The organism is Candidatus Zixiibacteriota bacterium (assembly GCA_035380245.1).
In the GTDB taxonomy this organism is placed as follows: Bacteria; Zixibacteria; MSB-5A5; order GN15; family FEB-12; genus DAOSXA01.
The window spans coordinates 1,175,838-1,194,009 of record DAOSXA010000002.1 but is presented as its reverse complement, the minus strand read 5'-3'; the positions used below and the strand labels follow the sequence as shown (position 1 = coordinate 1,194,009).

General features: G+C 55.2%; 12 protein-coding genes and 1 pseudogene. 5 read left to right on the top strand and 8 right to left on the bottom strand.

Going from position 1 to position 18,172, the window contains the following annotated elements; genetic code table 11:
• Window positions 1–382: 382 nt before the first annotated feature.
• From rpmA to PLF13_09975, 7 genes and pseudogenes are all read right to left on the bottom strand, one after another.
• Window positions 383–634: a 50S ribosomal protein L27 gene (gene rpmA, locus PLF13_10005; protein HOP07611.1), complete on the bottom strand. Its 252-nt coding sequence runs from the start codon at window positions 632–634 to the stop codon at window positions 383–385.
• Between the two features lie 1,190 nt (window positions 635–1,824).
• Window positions 1,825–2,067: pseudogene (locus PLF13_10000) on the bottom strand (thrombospondin type 3 repeat-containing protein).
• Between the two features lie 661 nt (window positions 2,068–2,728).
• On the bottom strand, window positions 2,729–5,188 hold the full coding sequence (locus tag PLF13_09995; protein ID HOP07610.1) for an ATP-dependent Clp protease ATP-binding subunit: 2,460 nt from the start codon (window positions 5,186–5,188) through the stop codon (window positions 2,729–2,731).
• Window positions 5,189–5,258: 70 nt separating this feature from the next.
• Complete coding sequence (locus PLF13_09990; protein HOP07609.1) at window positions 5,259–6,311, bottom strand: protein arginine kinase; 1,053 nt, start codon at window positions 6,309–6,311, stop codon at window positions 5,259–5,261.
• A gap of 13 nt (window positions 6,312–6,324) precedes the next feature.
• A complete protein-coding gene (locus PLF13_09985) occupies window positions 6,325–6,870 on the bottom strand; it encodes a UvrB/UvrC motif-containing protein (GenBank protein HOP07608.1) in 546 nt (181 codons plus the stop codon).
• A 24-nt stretch (window positions 6,871–6,894) separates the two neighbouring features.
• Window positions 6,895–7,578, bottom strand: coding sequence for an ABC transporter ATP-binding protein (locus PLF13_09980; GenBank protein ID HOP07607.1), 684 nt, complete (start codon window positions 7,576–7,578; stop codon window positions 6,895–6,897).
• Between the two features lie 102 nt (window positions 7,579–7,680).
• Window positions 7,681–8,907, bottom strand: coding sequence for an ABC transporter permease (locus PLF13_09975; protein HOP07606.1), 1,227 nt, complete (start codon window positions 8,905–8,907; stop codon window positions 7,681–7,683).
• Window positions 8,908–9,324: 417 nt separating this feature from the next.
• Between PLF13_09975 and kdsB the strand changes: the two genes are divergently transcribed.
• The gene (gene kdsB, locus PLF13_09970) at window positions 9,325–10,068 is read left to right on the top strand and encodes a 3-deoxy-manno-octulosonate cytidylyltransferase (protein HOP07605.1); all 744 of its coding nucleotides are present in this window, start codon (window positions 9,325–9,327) and stop codon (window positions 10,066–10,068) included.
• Window positions 10,069–10,077: 9 nt separating this feature from the next.
• On the top strand, window positions 10,078–11,751 hold the full coding sequence (locus PLF13_09965; protein HOP07604.1) for a CTP synthase: 1,674 nt from the start codon (window positions 10,078–10,080) through the stop codon (window positions 11,749–11,751).
• A 743-nt stretch (window positions 11,752–12,494) separates the two neighbouring features.
• Here PLF13_09965 and PLF13_09960 read toward each other — a convergent pair.
• Complete coding sequence (locus PLF13_09960) at window positions 12,495–13,583, bottom strand: hypothetical protein (GenBank protein HOP07603.1); 1,089 nt, start codon at window positions 13,581–13,583, stop codon at window positions 12,495–12,497.
• Between the two features lie 49 nt (window positions 13,584–13,632).
• Here PLF13_09960 and PLF13_09955 point away from each other — a divergent pair, with 49 nt between their 5' ends.
• From PLF13_09955 to PLF13_09945, 3 genes are all read left to right on the top strand, one after another.
• Window positions 13,633–15,375: a hypothetical protein gene (locus tag PLF13_09955; GenBank protein HOP07602.1), complete on the top strand. Its 1,743-nt coding sequence runs from the start codon at window positions 13,633–13,635 to the stop codon at window positions 15,373–15,375.
• A 312-nt stretch (window positions 15,376–15,687) separates the two neighbouring features.
• The gene (locus PLF13_09950; protein ID HOP07601.1) at window positions 15,688–16,956 is read left to right on the top strand and encodes an SLBB domain-containing protein; all 1,269 of its coding nucleotides are present in this window, start codon (window positions 15,688–15,690) and stop codon (window positions 16,954–16,956) included.
• Window positions 16,953–18,164, top strand: coding sequence for a Wzz/FepE/Etk N-terminal domain-containing protein (locus tag PLF13_09945; protein ID HOP07600.1), 1,212 nt, complete (start codon window positions 16,953–16,955; stop codon window positions 18,162–18,164). The genes PLF13_09950 and PLF13_09945 overlap by 4 nt, the downstream gene beginning before the upstream one ends.
• The last annotated feature ends 8 nt before the right edge of the window (window positions 18,165–18,172 follow it).

The window sequence follows — 18,172 nt, the reverse complement described above, 5'->3', positions numbered from 1 at the left end:
GTCGGTGGCCCACCCGTCCACGGGTGGGATGTGCGGCGCATCGGTGGCTCACCCAATCCTGGTTTTCGTGGGCGGCAGACCTCCTGGTCTGCCCCAGCAGCAGTGCACCCCGCAAAACGTCTTTCCTGCGAAAGGCGGTCGGTGGCCCACCCGTCCACGGGTGGGATGTGCGGCGCATCGGTGGCTCACCCAGTCCTGGATTTCGTGGGCGGCAGACCTCCCGGTCTGCCCCTGCAGCATCACACCCCGGGGAACGTCTTTCCCCCGAAAGCGGGAAACCATTTTCATCTTTTCGGTTCAACGGCGCATAAAAAAACACACTGCCTCTTAAGAGACAGTGTGTTTATGCTTTTTGATCGCGGATAAAACCGCGCCGGTCGTTTTATTCGTAAACGGAAACCTGTTTCCCGTCGCGTCCGACACGCTCGAACTTCACCACGCCGGTCACCTTCGCAAACAGGGTACAGTCTTTGCCGATACCGACGTTATGACCCGGTTTGATTCTGGTGCCGCACTGGCGCACGATGATCGACCCGGCCGGTACTGCCTGTCCGGAGAACACTTTCGTGCCCCGGCGCTGGCCGTTCGAATCCCGACCGTTTTTGGAAGAGCCGACACCCTTTTTGTGTGCCATCGTAAACCTCTATCGTTATCTGATCTTCTTTTCCAAACAAGCCCCTAAGGGGGCAAAACAACATATTAATTATCGCCCGAATTCGGGGCGACAACAGCCACCTAAGATAACGATTTCGCCCGGCAAGGCAAGCGAAAAGTGTAAGTTTCTGTTCGGTGGGAAGTTACCCGCCCAAACGAGGCCTGCCTGCTTGTGTCGGAACCGATTCCCCGGCTTAGCTAGGGGCAAGGCTCTGGTGCCGGTCCGTCCTGGAACATGAAGCTGACCAGGTAAACGAGATCGGCGATATCCGGGCCGCCTCCCGAATCGTTGATATCCGCCGCCTCCGGACACGGCAAATCGGGACCTCCCTGGAACATGTAGGACACCAGGCAGACCAGATCGGCAATGTCGGGACCGGCGGTATCATTATTGATGTCGCCGCGGATATGGCAACAGTTGTAGATCGTGAAACAATGCGGTCCATCCCAGGAAGGAATGAAAGGAGTCTCTCCGTAAAAGTGTGGATCAACCGCCCAAAGCCAATCCCCGCCGGGAGGATACCAGCAGGAATCCAGGCAGATTTCTCCTCCTGAGTATTCATGCGGGATCGGACCGACAGCGATAGCGTGAGTCACTGAATCGAATCCGGCACGGAGGCTGTTTTCGCACATGTATTCGATATAGGCTATGGCGATCGTGTCGGCTCCGGAGCCGGTCATTCCAATCAGGCGTTTCTGTTGCAGTAAATCGAAAGTGCACCAGGGATCGTTCAGTCTCCAGAAGTTAACCAGTTCCTCCACACTTGTTTCTGTCCACTCGCTGCCGGTGGGAGAATAGACGCGGAAGCCGTTGGCCAGACCGCTGAACGATATCGCACTGTCGCCTGTGAACCTCAGATAGAATTTGATCACGCTCCCCGTAAACACCGTATCCTTTGCATACAGTCCGTCGACATGGTCCAGGAGAATCTCTCCGGCTTTCCGGCAATCGCAGTCTTCCGGGCCATCACAGTTGAGTACGATCGGAGCCGCTATCATGCTCCAGGTGTAAGCGAGATCGTGGAAATTGACTCCGCGGCACGCTCCCGAGTTGGCCGCGGACATACAGGCCGGTGAGATCCCGTAGCCCAACAGGTATCTGCTCATGCGTACCAGATCGGCCACAGCTTCGTTGTCGCCGTCGCCGTCATAGTCGCCACACAGAATTCCCTCACAGAGATCGCCGATGCCGTCGCCGTCGCTGTCGGTTTGATCCGGATTGTAGAAGCCGGGGCAGTTGTCCTCAGGGCAGGTATTGCTCGGAAAGCCGGGGTCTCCGAAACCATCGCCGTCCTGATCGGTGCATTCATCGCAGACGTTGCCGATACCGTCGCCGTCGGCATCGTATTGATCGGGGTTCCAATAGTCAGGGCAGTTGTCGAGAGAGTCCTCGACGCCGTCTCGGTCGGAGTCTATCTTAACTCCGGATGCCACGACCGGCAAAAACCAGAGAGCGAATACCAATATCATGAGAAAGGAAAGGTGCATTGGTTCCCTCTTGCTTTCAGGCATTGTCTACCGCAGGTACTGGACCGTTAAGTGCACTAACCGGTCTACAACTCCAGTATAGCCAGAAGAGGCCGTCTTGTCATTCTGTTTCTGTTTGGGCCCGGCAGGTCTCCTCGTCTGTTGCTTTGGGTTACTCCTCGTTCCGTCGCTCTACAAGTCTTCTCGTTCCGTCGCTCTGCGGCGGAACGTATTCTTGGGCGCTCTGCGCCCTCTCTTGTGTCAGGTTGCAAGCTTGCAAACTGACAGAGTAGGTCATGTCTCTCCGAGGCATGCCATTGTGTTATCGCTATGATCTCTAATCCCCATCCGTGGACGGGGCTGTTGAAAAAAACTCTTCTGCGGCGGAGACAAGCCCCGCCGCTACGCGTTCAGAGGTTCTAATCTCGCGTAGCGGGCGGCCTTGTGTCGCCCGCATTGCGGTTGTGTTTTACTGAATATCCACGCGTATGACTTTTTCATCAATCCCGTGGACAGATCGACCACCGGCTGTGCACCCCGTTACCCCAACGAAAAGCGGGTTGGCTCCAAAGAACCAACCCGCCGGGAATAGCCTAAGTAGTATAACCTACGGTTCAACCGTTTCGTTGTCGGTTTTGCGAGCGCCGTGCCCGTTAAACTCGAACGTCAGGCGTTCACCGTCGGAGCCGATAATCAGATCACAATCACCGGCGTACTGACCGCGAAGAATCTCCTCGGACAGCGGGTCTTCGAGATGCCGCTGGAGAGCTCGTTTAAGCGGACGGGCTCCATACTGCGGATCGAAACCCTGCTCGACCAGGAATTCCCTGGCCTGTTCGGTCAACTCGAAACTGATGCCTTTCTCGGCCAGCCGCTTGGCCACATCAGCCACGAGAATCTCGATGATCTCCTTGATGTGGTCGCGATCCAGCGAGTGGAAAATAACCGTTTCGTCGATACGGTTAACCAGTTCCGGATTGAACAGCTTCTTGACTTCCTGGATGATTTTCTTGGACATATCTTCATGAGAGATTTCGCCGCCCTGAGCATCGAAACCGACCGTCTTGGTATCACGCAGTTCGCGCGTACCGAGGTTGGAGGTCATGATCAGCACGACGTTACGGAAGTCGACCTTGCGCCCGAACGAATCGGTCAGGCTGCCGTCATCCATCAACTGCAGAAGAATGTTGAAAACATCCGGGTGTGCTTTTTCGATCTCGTCGAGCAACACCACCGAATACGGTTTGCGTCTTACTTTCTCGGTTAACTGGCCGCCTTCCTCATAGCCGACATAACCGGGAGGCGCTCCGACCAGGCGGGAGACGGCGAACTTCTCCATATACTCCGACATGTCGATCCGGATCAACGAATCGACGTCGTCGAACAGGAACCGGGCCAGCACTCGGGCCAGTTCGGTTTTACCGACTCCGGTCGGACCGAGGAGCAGGAATGTTCCGATGGGACGACGCGGATCGCCGAGTCCGGCACGGGCGCGACGGATCGACTTGGCCAGCTTCTCGATAGCCTCATCCTGACCGACGATGCTCTTTTTGAGTTCCTCTTCCATGCGCAGGAGTCGTTTGGATTCCGACTCCTCGAGGCGGAACAGAGGAATACCGGTCATCTTGGCCAGCACCGAGGCGACCTCGTCGGCGGTCAACACCACGCGGTCGTTCTGGCGGTCTTCTTCCCAGGATTTTTGCAACGATGCCAGTTCTTCGCGTTTCATCTTGATTTCATCGCGAAGCTGCGCCGCGGTTTCGAAAGCCTGGTTTTTAACGGCGTCTTCTTTTTTAGTCGCCAGTGCTTCGATCTCGGTCTCGATCTCGGAGAATTCGGGGGGACGGGTATAACTTGACAGATGCGCTCGCGAACCGGCCTCGTCGATCAGGTCAATCGCCTTATCCGGCTGGAATTTCCCGGATACGTACCGGTTCGAAAGTTTCACCGCCGCCTCGATGGCTTCATCGGAAATCTTGAGTTGATGGTGATCTTCGTACCGTTGTTTCAGACCCTGCAGAATGCGGATCGTATCCGTTTCACTCGGCGGATCGACATTTACCGTCTGGAAACGACGTTCCAGAGCGCCGTCCTTTTCGATATACTTGCGATACTCGTTCAGGGTGGTGGCGCCGATACAGCGCAGTTCACCCCGGGCCAGCGACGGTTTGAAAATGTTCGAGGCATCGAGAGAGCCTTCGGCGCCGCCGGCGCCAACGATGGTATGCAGCTCATCGATGAAGATGATCACATCAGTGGCGTTGATGATCTCGGTCATGACTGCTTTGAGTCGTTCCTCGAACTGACCGCGGTATTTCGTACCGGCCACCAGCGAGGCCATGTCGAGCGTAACCACACGCTTGTTTTCGAGTGTCTGCGGCACGCGGTTCTCGACGATGCGCTGAGCCAGACCTTCGACAATTGCCGTTTTACCGACTCCCGGTTCACCGATCAGCACCGGATTATTTTTCTTGCGGCGTGAAAGAACCTGGGCGACACGTTCGATTTCGCCGGAACGACCGATAATCGGGTCGAGCTGACCGCGACGGGCCAGTTCGGTCAGATCACGTCCGAAATGATCCAGCGCCGGGGTCTTGGACTTTTTCCGTTTTTTCTTGAACTTGGAAGGCTTGCCGTTCTGAATGTTGTTCAGCTCTTCGTAAGCCTCCTTATAGTCGATATCGTAGGTCGACAGCACCTGCGCCGCCACCCCCTCTTCGTCCTTAAGAAGAGCGAGCAGAATGTGCTCGGTGTCGATATCCTTCGATTTCAGGGCGCGAGCTTCCTGTCCGGAAACCTCCAGGGTCTTTTTGGCTCGCGCGGTAAGCGGTAACTGCCCCATAGTCATGGTGCCGCCCGAAGGCTGAACGACCTCTTCAATCGAGGTTTTCAGATCGGCCAGCTCCAGACCCAGGTTGGTAATAATCTCGACCGCGTTTCCTTCGCCAAGCCGGATCAGACCTAACAGGAGATGCTCGGTGCCAATGTAGTCATGGCGCAAACGAGCGGCCTCTTCGCGGGCAAACTCGATTGCCTTTCTGGCACGTTCCGTAAACATCTCGTTCATTCCTGAATCCTTCCTTCTATATTAAAAACATCATCTTCGTGCTAAACGACATCGTGGCCGTATGGTTTCATTAATCGGCCGTACGCAACTTTTCACGCACCATCTGGGCGCGGACGAAATCACGTTTGTTCTGATCCATTTCCGAGCCGTAGTATTTCTGCAAATGAGCCGGCTGCGAAAGCAACAGGATCTCGTTGATCAGGGCCACGGAAAGGAAGTCGATTATCTGCATGGCATGGCCCAGCCGGACCGCCGAAAGCAAATTCATCACTTCTTCGGAGGTCAACACGCGGGCATGCTTCAGGATGCCGTAAGCCCGCCAGATTTTGTCCTCGATCATATCGGCGGCTTCATCGAGCAGACGTTTCCTTGCGGCCGCTTCCTTATCGATAATGTCACCGGTTACCCGGCCGATCTGGCGAATAATTTCCTCCTCGGTCACGCCGAGTGTATTCTGGTTGGAAAGCTGGAAAAGATTCCCCAGCACATCCGAGCCTTCACCGTAAAAACCGCGTACCACCAGGCCGGAATGGGTGATCACCGAAATGACTTTGTCGATCTCGCGCGTCAGCACCAGCCCCGGGAGGTGAATCAATACCGAGGCTCGCATGCCGGTGCCGGCATTGGTCGGACAGGCGGTAAGGAAACCGAAATCCTGGTCGTAATCGTATTCGAGGTGTCGCCCGATTTCCTTGTCGTAGCGCGAGGCCAGGTTGTACGATCCCTGGGGATCGAGACCGGGGGAGAGAGCCTGAATGCGAAGATGGTCTTCCTCGTTGACCATGATCGAGAGCCGCTCCTCGTCGTTGATGTAGACCGATTTCGAAGAATCGGTGCCGAGGAAGGTCGGTGAGATCAGATGCCGTTCGACCAGGAAATCACGATCGAGCTGGTTTACATCCGAGGCTTTGAAGTAAAGTCCCTCATTCAACATCTTGGAGCGTGTCCGCGTGCTGTCGAAATAACCGACCACACGGTTTTTAGTCTCCTGGTCGGCCGAACCGGGATAACGGCATCCGGCGATGTTACGCGCCAGACGCACCCGGGTCGATAGGACGACCATCGATTCATCACCGTCTCCCGACAGCCAGGCCGCCGGGCTTTTGGCCATTTCTTCAAACATCGTGTTCAACTTTCTATCCCCTTGTTGAGTCTTCGGCCGCCACTTCCTCGCGGATGGTCCGTAATTTGTCGCGGATTTCGGCGGCTCGCTCGAATTCTTCGGACTCAATCGCCTTCTTCAACTCCGACTCAAGGCGTGCTTCTTCCTGTACCGGAACGATTGTTTTTTCCTGCTCGTCCTTGAGCGCCTCGTAGACAGGACTGCGACCTCGGTGCAGAGAAGCTCCGTGGATTTTGCGCATGATCGGCTCGATCCGGCTGCGGAAGGCCTTGTAGCAGTCACCGCAGGAGAAGCGTCCCTGCTGGGCGAACTGCTTGAACGTCAGTCCGCAGGTCTTACAAACGAGGGTGTCCTCCTCGGCGTTCATCGGCGGCGCCGCTGATTGCCCCTGAAGCCCCGACACGATCTCGGCCAATGGGAATGGTGCATTCTCCAGCGGAGAATGGAAACCGCGTGCGGCCGCACATTCTTTGCAAAGCGCCAGGCTGGTCTTCTCGTTGTTCACGATCTGGGTGAACGTTACCTGGGCTTCACGTTTCTTGCAGTCCTGACAAAGCATATTTTGTTTATCCTGTCTGAGGTCTTATTCTCTAATAAGTCCGTCCACTATCGCCATGCGACGATTGCATTTCGTCGCCAGCTCCTCGTTATGTGTAGCGATCAGCATGGTTATCTTCTTGTCGGTATTGAGGTGGAAGAGGAGGTCGTGGAGGTTGCGTCCGGTAGAGGTGTCCAGGTTTCCCGAGGGCTCATCGGCAAGAACAATTTCAGGGTCGTTCGCCAAAGCGCGGGCCACCGCCACACGTTGCTGTTCGCCGCCCGATAATTGATTCGGACGGTGACTTTTCCTACTTGTTAAACCCACTTGCTCTAGCAACAGTTCCGCTTTTGTGCGTGCCGAGGCCTTATCCGAGCCGGCGATTAACATCGGCATCATCACATTTTCTTCGGCTGTGAAATCCTGCAACAGGTAATGGAACTGGAACACGAAGCCTACTTTCTTGTTGCGGAACCCTGCCAATTGCTTCTCCGACTGACCGATCAGCGAAATCCCGTTGATCTTTACCTCGCCCCGAGTCGGTCGATCCAGCCCTCCCAGAATGTGAAGGAGAGTCGATTTCCCTACGCCCGAAGCGCCGGTCACGGCGACCATATCCCCGGCCTGGAGATGGAGAGTCAGCCCCCGAAGGACCGGAAGGACGGCCTCAGCCGTCACGAACTCACGATGTATATCCTCGGCCGACAGTACGGTCTTGTTTTCATCCATGCTCATCTATTACAATCCAATTGTCGCGTACCGTTTTCCGGTACAGTCTTATTTTCGGTTGATTGGCCCATTTACTTAGCTAACGCCGCTATTTTCATACCTTTATTGCCTCAGAACCTCAATCACGCTCAATCGCGCCGCCTTGAAAGCGGGATATAACGACGCCAAAAAACAGACCAGTATTGCCGTAATTCCGGCCAGGAAGAAATCGAACAAATGGGCCTCGAACGGCAGATAGCTGATGAAATAGATATCCGGCGGCAGCGATACCAGTTGATAGGTGTTCTGTAAATAAGCCAGAACGAACGAGATAATCCACCCGGCGATTACCCCGATTACGGAAATGACAAGTCCTTGATAAACAAAGATTTTAGCGATCGATCCGGGCGTATAACCGAGTGTCTTGAGAATCCCGATTTCCGCTCGTTTTTCCATGGTAAGCATCACCAGGGTCGAGATAATCGAAAACGCCGCCACGATCACGATCAGAATAAATCCGAGTCCGAGTGCTTGTTTCTCGATTGCGATCCAGGAAAAAAGATTCTTGTGCAGGATATTCCAGGGGACAACATCATACCGGTGTCCCAACAGGCTGTCGATCACCGGGGCAACTTTCGATGCCAGATAGATATCGTCCAGTTTTAGATGCGCCGCCGTGGCGGCATCGCCCAGCTTGAACAGCTTCTGGGCGTCCTGAAGCGAGATATACGCAAGCTGGCCGTCGAACTCGTACATGCCGGTTTCGAGCAATCCGGCTACGTAAAATTTGGTGACGCGCGGTCGGGTGTTGCCGCGCAGGTCCTCGCCGCGCATAGAATAAAGCCAGACCGGATCGCCCAAAAACACCCCGAGGCCTTCGGCGAGGTTGACGCCTAAGATGATCCCAGGGATAGTGTCGTCGCCGACCACTTCCGGCTCGAACGAGAGGTCGCCGATCGTAACCGACTGCAGCAAGTCGGAAGTCCGCTTTTCGCGTTCGAGGTCGATCCCGCGCACGATCAGGCCGTCGCCGCCGCTGACCGATGAAATAGCGCCCTTGAAATAGATAAACGGCGAGGCCGCCACGACATGATCGACCGACTCCAGCTTCGCCACGAGCGAGTCGTAATCTGTAATCGTGCTTGCGTTGCTGGGGAAAACCGTGATGTGCGAGGTGGTCCCTAAGAGGCGGTCGCGGATTTCGGTCTCGAAGCCGTTGTGCATCGAAACGACCACGCAGACCGCCGCCACGCCAAGAGTAACTCCCAACATTGATATCCAGGTGGAAACGGAAACAAAGGCTCGTCCGGATTTGAGATAACGACGAGCTACGGTGACTTCATAACTCATGGAGCAAATTTCTCCCTTTCGTCGTCGGCCGTAATTGACCGCTGCGACTACGATGGCAAGATGCCCGCCTAACCGACACAAAGCAATCATTTTACACGGGGGGATGGGGGGCAGTTGTAAGAACCTGTGTAGGATTTTACGTTCGCCGGGTGATGGCAGGTCTCGGAGAGACCTTTCCTCCTTATCTTCACCCGCACTCCCTCCGGATCGCCGATCTACGACGCTGCATTTGTCGATCGATGATGACATTCGTCTTCGGCTTTAGTCTTGACAGGTCGCTCGCCTGCCTGTATCATAGCCCATGCCACGGATTTTTTTACATTTCAACCCTGTCTCCTCAGCCAGATTGAACGACTTTGTCTCGATTCAGCGCCGTAGCCTGTCTGCGAAAGCGTCGGCTGAAAAGGTTTGTGAGTGATGAAAGACCGAGTGGTCGCGATAATACCGGCCCGCCTGAACTCCTCGCGGTTTCCCAACAAGGTGATTTATCCTTTCAAGGGGAAACCGCTTCTTTGTTACCTGGTCGATTCTCTGGCCAAATCCAGGTTGATCGATCGTCTCATCGTAGCCACCGACTCGCGTGAAATCTGCGATACCATGACCAGTGTCGGGGTCGAAACCATGATGACCTCGAAACGGCATCGCACCGGCACCGACCGGGCGGCCGAGGTGGCCGAGAAAGTTCCGGGATCGTATTTTCTGAACGTTCAGGCCGATAATTTTGGCCTCCAGGCTCATTTGCTCGATAAGATCATCGCCCGCTTTATGGCCGACCGTAAAGAGCAGTTCGGGACCCTGGTGACGCGAGCGGAGAACGATGATGACCTGGTCGATCCGAATACGGTGAAGGTCGTTTGGACGGACGACGGCTATGCCCGCTGGTTTTCCCGGATGCCCTTGCCGTATCTCCAGAAGGCGGCCGAAGGCCCCCTGGCGCAGCAGTTCAAGTTCTATCGTCACATAGGGATATACTTATTCCGTCGGGAGGCCTTGAAGCAGTTCGCGGCATGGAAACGTTCGTCGCATGAGAAAGCCGAGTCGCTCGAACAATTACGTATTTTGGAAAACGGGGCGGCCCTGAAGGGCTATTTGACCAAAATGCGCTCGGTATCGGTGGACAGCCCCACGGATTTGGAAAAAGTTTGTAAGTTATATAAGTGAGGCATCGGCATGTCTGAGAGAGCCAAATACATTTTCGTTACCGGGGGAGTGGTCTCGGCGCTGGGGAAAGGGATCTCTTCAGCGTCGCTGGGCTTCCTGCTCAAAAGCCGCGGTTTGCGCGTCTGCAATCTGAAGCTCGACCCGTATCTCAACGTCGATCCCGGTACCATGAATCCGTTCCAGCACGGCGAAGTGTTCGTGCTCGACGACGGCTCCGAGACCGATCTCGATCTGGGCCATTACGAGCGGTTTCTGGATCAGTCGTTAACCAAAGACAACAACGTCACCACCGGCCAGGTGTATCACACGATCATTACCCGTGAACGACGCGGTGATTACCTCGGCGCGACGGTCCAGGTGATTCCGCACGTCACCAATGAAATTAAAAGCCGGATCAAGCAGCTTACCCGGATGGAGCCGAAGCCGGATGTTGTCATTGCCGAGATCGGCGGTACGGTGGGCGATATTGAGTCGCTTCCGTTCCTCGAAGCGATTCGCCAGATGGGGCAGGAGGAAGGCCCCGAAAACACAATGTTCGCCCATGTCACCCTGGTGCCTTACATCAACGCCGCCGGCGAGTTCAAAACCAAACCGACCCAGCACTCGGTAGCCGAACTGCGGGCGATCGGTATTCAGCCCAATGCCCTGCTTTGCCGCTGTACCAATCCGATCTCCGATGAACTGCGTAAAAAAATCTCCCTGTTCTGTTCGGTTTCCACCGAGGCGGTGATCGTGGCCAAGGATGTCTCCACAATCTACCAGGTACCACTCGAATATCACCAGCAGGGTCTCGATGATATAATCTGCAAGAGGTTCGGCTGGGATCTGCCGGAACCGGATCTAAAACTCTGGAGCGGCATGGTCGCCAGGATCAACAATCCCTCCAAGCGGATCAAGATAGGTATCTGCGGCAAGTACGTTAATCTGAAGGATGCCTATAAGTCGATTATTGAGTCGTTCGTGCATGCCGGGGTGAACAGCGATGCCGAAGTGGATTTAGTCTGGGTCAGTTCGGAAGATATCAAGAAAAACGGCGCGGAGAAACTGTTGCACGATATCGACGGTCTCCTGATTCCGGGAGGTTTCGGCGAGCGCGGAGTCGAGGGAAAGATAGAGGCGATTCGCTATGTACGCGAGAAAGATATCCCGTTCCTCGGCATCTGCCTCGGTATGCAATGCGCCGTGATCGAATATGCCCGCAACGTCTGCGGTCTTCAGGATGCTCACAGTTATGAATTCTATCGCGACCTGAAACATCCCGTGATCCATCTCATGGCCGATCAGGAGGGCGTGACCGAATTGGGCGGGACGATGCGCCTCGGGGCTTATCCCTGCGTGCTCGATCCCGGTTCGGTGGCCCGGGCCGCTTACGGGACGGACGAAATATCGGAGCGCCATCGCCATCGCTATGAGGTCAACAACGCTTATCGTACGATGCTCGAGGAGCACGGCCTCAAGCTCTCCGGACTATCGCCCGACGGCCGTCTGGTGGAGATCGTGGAGATCAGCGATCATCGCTGGTTCGTCGGCGTGCAGTTCCATCCGGAGTTGAAATCGCGCCCGACCAAGCCGCATCCGTTATTCCGCGAGTTCGTGAAAGCCGCGTGCGAGTATTACGACGAGCGCCACGGCGCCAAGTCGACCGTAGCCGAATCGGAACCGGATATGACGGAGAAGGCGTAGGGGATATATTCCGATCCGCATGCGGTAGCTCTGCGGCCGCACGTTAACTCGGAAAAGCAGCATTTTGTTGGTCAGGACCCTTGCGGTCCTGACATTGTAGGGCAGGTCTCGCCGAGACCTGCCGCTTTTTATCAGAGCACGATTGTCGTATCCCGTGGGCAGCAGACGTCTTGTCCTACTCTGTATAACCGCGGCGTATCCCATGTCTGGCTCCAGTGAATAATCTCGCGAAGAATCCAACCGTGTTGGTGGGCGGCCGACGTTCGGTGCCCCACCCCTCGGGTGGGAATTCGTGGGCGGCAGACGTCTCGTCTGCCCCTGCAGCAGCACACCCCTGAGAACGTCTTTCCCGCGAACGCAGAAATCCGACTCCCCATAAATCAACTGAAGGCGTTGTTCCCCCCCGTGGACGGGTGAGCCACACAGAGGTACAAACCGGGTAGATAGGTAACAGATTAGACCGGGAACATAGGTAACAGCATTTTGTCAGGACCCTTGCTGTCCTGACACTTGAGTTGTTATTTCACCTTCCATCCCGTGGGCGGCTGTAATGCGGGCGACACAAGGCCGCCCGCTGCGCGAGGTTAAGGCTCTCTAACGCGTAGCCCGGGGGCTTGTCTCCCGGGCGATTAGATTCTTGCCGAGGTTTTTCAACACTCCCTGAAGGGTGGGCCACCCAGCCGTAACGGATGTCTTGCTGCCCCTCCGTAGGGCAGATCCGTCTTCGAATCGGCCTTTAACTTTTACATCATCATCCCGGCGCGATAGAGCGGCACGAAGAAGTCGACCATAAAATAAAGCGACACGAGAGCGTACCCCGCGAACATCCAGCGCCCGAGGCGCGACTCGGTCGACATCCCGATCATCGCGAACAGCGGGAAAGCCACCACGATGTGACGGTAATAACAGTCGCAGGTCCCCATCGTCGGCGTGAACAACAGCACCCCGAACATGAACAACTGCCAGGCGACCGGGAGACGTTTCTTATAGAACAACACCGTGGCGGCAATCGTCAGCACCAGCGAAATGAACACACCGCTGCGCACGGGGGCTTCTGCCAGCGCGTGATACATTGTGACCAGCGGGAAAGCCGGCTCGTGGGCGTAATAGCTTTGTCCCTGAAAATGCAGGTAGAGGAAGAAGTCATCGAACTTCCACCAATAATAAAGACAATACAACAACAGCGCCGACCCGATCGCAACCAGCGCTCCGACCAATTGCAGCCGCGCCCAGGTTGAGGCTTTCCCCCAGCGCCGAATCAGCACCCAAAGCACCGGCAGCCCGATAATTATGCCCGAAGGATAAGTCACCGCCAGCAGTCCGGTCCATAACGGCAGCCAGAAATATCGCTCGACTTGAATCGACCGAAATACCAACACTGCCAACAGCAGATAGACCGAGTAGGGGAAAGCGGTCAGATAATAGAGAGAACTCGGAAACAGCAACAAGGCGGTTATTGCCGCCAAGGCTGTTCGATACGAGAAAGCCTCTTCCAGTATCTGGAAAAGCAAGACCAGGGCAACCAGGAGTGCCAGCCAGCTTATCCCGATCATGACTGCACGCACGTCGATCCCGGTCACCTTCAGCGCTTCGCCGATCATGGGATAAAGCGGAAACCAGCCGATATTGCCGCAGGTGTAATCAGGATTATAATCACAGGGAAAAGCTTTATAGCCGTCGCGGGCAATACTGAGATAATGCTGCCCGTCCCACTGAATGAGGGTGCGGGTCAGGCTGTCGTATTTGACGTCGCCAACCTGGAGCAGGATCGACATTATCCCGACAAACAGCAACCAGAGCAGTACCGGGGTAAGGAAACTTTTGCTTTTCAAGCGCTCGATAATCATTAAGTTACCCAAGACAACGACTAATATGAGCAACATGATGAAGGAATCAAACAACAAAACGATCGACCGCTGGGTGATAATCGGCCTTAGCGCCCTCTCACTCTATTATGTGTTGCCGTTTCTGCTCCATCTGACCAACTGGGGCGGCCGCGATTGGGACCTTTTTACCACCATTGCCGCCGTACCGATAGATACGGTAGTGCGCTATGGCCAGTTCCCTTATTGGAATCCGTACCTGGCCGGCGGCAATATCCTCTTTCATCATCCCGAGGTGGCATTTCTCACGCCGTTCACGCTACTCTACTGGATTTTCGGCGCGGTGGTTGGTCTCAAGTTGCAGGTGTTGTTCTGCTATTTCCTCGGTTTTTACGGCAGCTATCGTTTCGCCCGATATTTCGATCTGTCCCGTGCGGCGTCATTGCTGGCGGCGGTCGGCTATTTCGGCTCGGTGCATTTTGCGCTGCATTTTGCTGAGGGGCACATGCCGTTTACCCATTTCTGTTTCATGCCCTGGTTTTTGTATTTCGTCCTGAACGGCGAACGTTCGCTTCGCTATCTCATCGGGGCGGCGCTGTCGCTGGCGCTGATGGCCCTGGGGAACGGCGGGGCGATCCCGTTGCTTTACACTATGACCTTCGGTGGTCTGCTGGTATTGCTTCTGTCGCTCAGGGACAACAGCTTCCGGCCGTTGCTGAATTTCGTGATTGGGACTGTGGCCGGTCTTGCCATGGCCGGAGTGAAATTCGTCCCGATGGTAATTTACCTGGTGCAGAACAAATGGGAGGGCTCGCCCGATGAGTTCGTCCCTCTGTCCGCTTTGGGCTCGATATTTTGCGGGTACGATCATTCATTGTTCGCCCGGCATTTCGACGGCCAGGTCTGGGCCTGGCACGAATACGGCGCCTATCTTTCACCGCTCCTGCTGCTTTTGGCTCTCTGGGCGTTGATCAAACGATTCCGGCAGCACTGGCCCTGGCTGATTCTGCTGGTCTTTTTCCTGCTGCTGGGGCTCGGTAATTTCGGGGCGCTTTCTCCCTGGGCGATACTTTCTAAATTCCCCGGTTTCGCCTCGGCCCGCTGTACCGGACGATCGTTCCAGTTCGTCGTCCTGGCGGTTTCGATCCTCGGTGCCTTTGGTTTTGACTCGCTTCGTGAGTTGTTTTCCCGGAAACTGAAACCGGCGTTATCGCGATATATTTTATGGGGGCTTGTGGCCATTGTGGCTGTCACCAACATGGTCCTGGCCTGGCCGATCATGTCCAGCGCTCATCCCTTCCCGTCGCCAGAGGTAACCAGGGATAATGAGTTCCGGCAGGTGATTACGGAAAAACCCCAGGCCTATCAAAACTTTCTCGAAAACCACGGTTCGCTTATTTCTCCCTGGCTTTCGGCGACTTTCCCGAGTCGGGGGCTGGTGGATTCGGCCAATAATGTACACACCGAATATCTTCTGTCGGGGAACCTCAATCTGTACAGCCGCGAATACACCCCCAACCGCATTGCTTATGAATTTTACGGACTGACGACGGGGGAACTGGTGATCGGCATGGGGTACGATCCCGGCTGGTCGATCACCGGCAGCTCGATGATCAAACCACAAGCCGGACTTATCTCGTTTCCTTTTATTCGAGGTAAGAAAGATGTAGTGCTGACCTATCGCACTCCTTACATCGGTCTTGGCTGGATCGTGTCGGCGGTTGGGCTGCTGTTGCTCGGATTGCTCTGGTGGTTCTCTCACCGCGAAGTTAGCGGATTGTTGAAAAAACATGGAAGATAGAGAATCGCCCGGGAGACAAGCCCCAGGGCTACGCGATTAGGGACTCTGACCTTGCGTAGCGGGCGGCCTTGTGTCGCCTGTACTGCGGCTGTGTTTTGCTGAATATCAGAACGTACGACCTTTTCAACGGCCCCCTAAGGCTAAGCTTCCCCGCAACTTATAGCGGTTGACAGGACCGCCTATTTTAACTATCCTTCGCCGTTATATATGATTCGTGAAGCATTCGCCAGATACGTTTGGCCGACCGCGCTTCGGACGGCTTTGTTTGCCCTGTCAGGGCTTTTGGTGTTGGTTATCGGAGCGAACGCCCAGATGGGCGCAGATGATTCGCTGGCCGGAACCTGGATGGAGAACTATCGCTACTACGATGAGCCGATAGATCCTGATCTCTATCTCATCCGTCCCGGAGAGAAACTGACCGTGACTTTTATCCGGACCAAACTCGGGGAGATTGACCTCGAGGTAGGACCCGACGGAGCTATCGTACACCAGAGTCTCGGCGTAATTGATCTGGGCGGCAAAACCTTATCTCAAGCCCGGGCGCTATTGATACCGGAGTTAAAACGGCAATTCAACGCTGAACAGATTACTGTTGCCGTCTCCGATCCGGTGCTGATTGCCGTCACGGTAACCGGCGCCGTAGACAAACCGGGGCTTTACAAGCTGTTCACTTCACAGCGTGTGTCCGAGGCCATTGAAATGGCCGGCGGACTTGCCTGGGGTGCTTCGAGCCGCAATATCATTTTGTCGGGTGGGCCTGTTCCTGTCCATGTCGACCTTGATCTGGCTCGCTATGCCGGTGACAACAGCCTCAATCCCTGCCTCTATGCCGGCGATGCGATTCTCGTCCCGGATAAATCCTCCGATCGAGTTCAGGTGGTTGGCGAAGTCAACCGCCCGCGTGAAATCGAACTTCTACCGGGTGATGATCTGACTCAGTTGATTACTCTTGCGGGAGGTTTTCGTAGCAGCGCCGACAGCAGTCGGGTAAGGATAATCGCCAACGGTTCCGGTTCGAGCACTAATGACCGCGTCAGTCCCGGCACGGTGATCGAGATTCCTGCCGTGGCTGAGTTGCACCCGATGCTTACTATCTACGGCGCCGTGAATCAAACGGGCAGGTTCGACTACGCGGAAGGCTCGACGGTGGGGAAATTGATCGAGCAGGCCGGTGGTATGATGACCGATGCCAACCGCGATCAATTGACGGTATTTCGGCGTGCCGGGGTCGATGAATGGGGAAGAATAACTCGTACCCGCTACCCGGTCACCAGCGCCTATATGGGATCTTCAGGTATTCTGGAGATGAAACTCATGCCCGATGACTCAGTGTTCGTGCCGTTCAACGTCGGGTTTGTCAAGGTCTCCGGTGAAGTTCTTAATCCCGGAAGATTTCCTTATGTCGCTGGTAAGGATGCCGCCTTTTATATCACCGCCGCAGGAGATTTTTTGCCCCGGGCCGACCGGAATCGAATCAATGTCCTTAACCGGGTAGCACGGGTGACATCCACCATCTCACCCGGTGTTCTGGTCCACGACGGCGATGAATTGGTGGTTCAGGTGAAAGAGGAGTATCGATGAGCCAGGAAGGCACTACTAATCTCTGGCGTTTGCTGGAAGTGCTCGCTCGCCGCAAGCGGTTCATTCTGACGACCGTAATCGTGGTCACCTTGGCGGCGCTGGCGGTATCGTTGGTTCTCCCCAAATACTACAAAGCCAGGTCGCTGCTGTTGCCTCCCAAGGATACTTCTCTTCCGGTCGCCGGATTGAGTCTGTTGTCGGATGTGGTTTCGGTCACCAAGGGGCTTAACCTGCCGGTGATGGTGACGACTTCCGATGTCTATGCCCGGATGCTGTCATCGAGGCGGATCATCGAGCCGGTAATCGCTAACTGTCTTTCCTACGAACAACTCGATGCTCGCAACGCTGATGAAGCGATCAAGAATTTTCTCGATAATTCCGGTTACGAGGTAACCGAAGAGGGCTTGCTGGAAATTACCTACGAGGATCGCGACCCGGAACTGGCGGCGCGTGTGGTCAATGCCCTGGTTGAGCAGCTGGACAAGGTCAACCGGGAAATTGCAACTTCCCGCGCCAGGGAAAACCGTTCCTTTATCGAGGAACGCCTTGACCAGGTTCGGCGCGAGCTGGATTCTTCGCGTGCGGCTCTTGAGCAATTCCAGAATCGGTATAAGACGGTCGATTTCGATGAACAAATTCGCCTGGCTACCGAGCAGGCGATTCAGCTCAAAATCCGTCTGGCCGAAACCGAGTTGAGTCTTCAGATGATGTCCGATAAATACGGCCCCGACAATACCGATCTCAAAGACTTAAAACGGCGGCGTGAGGTGTTGCTCGGTCAGATCGAACAACTCGAAACCTCCAACGCCGATTCTTCGTTCTTCTCGCTCCCGATTGCCGACGTCCCCGCTCTGCGGGGTGAGTTCGAAAAACTTTACAGTCGGGTGAAGGTTAACGAAGGCCTCTATCAGACTTTACTGAGTCAACATGAACAGGCCAAGATCCAGGAGAACGAGGAGCTCCCTACGATTACGATTCTCGATCGCGCCGAAGCTCCCCGGGTTAAAAGCTGGCCCAAGCGGGCGTATATCGTCTTGGCGGCTTTTGCCGTTTCGCTGGTGGTTTCGATTCTCCTGGCGGCCTTTTTTGAATACCTGACCGCTCTGAGCGTGTCTCATCCCGACGACTATCGGAGAGCGGTCATTTTCCTGGCGGCTTTCTTCGGATGGCTGCCTTCCGTAAAACGTATGAAACAATCTTTACCATAAGGACGCAT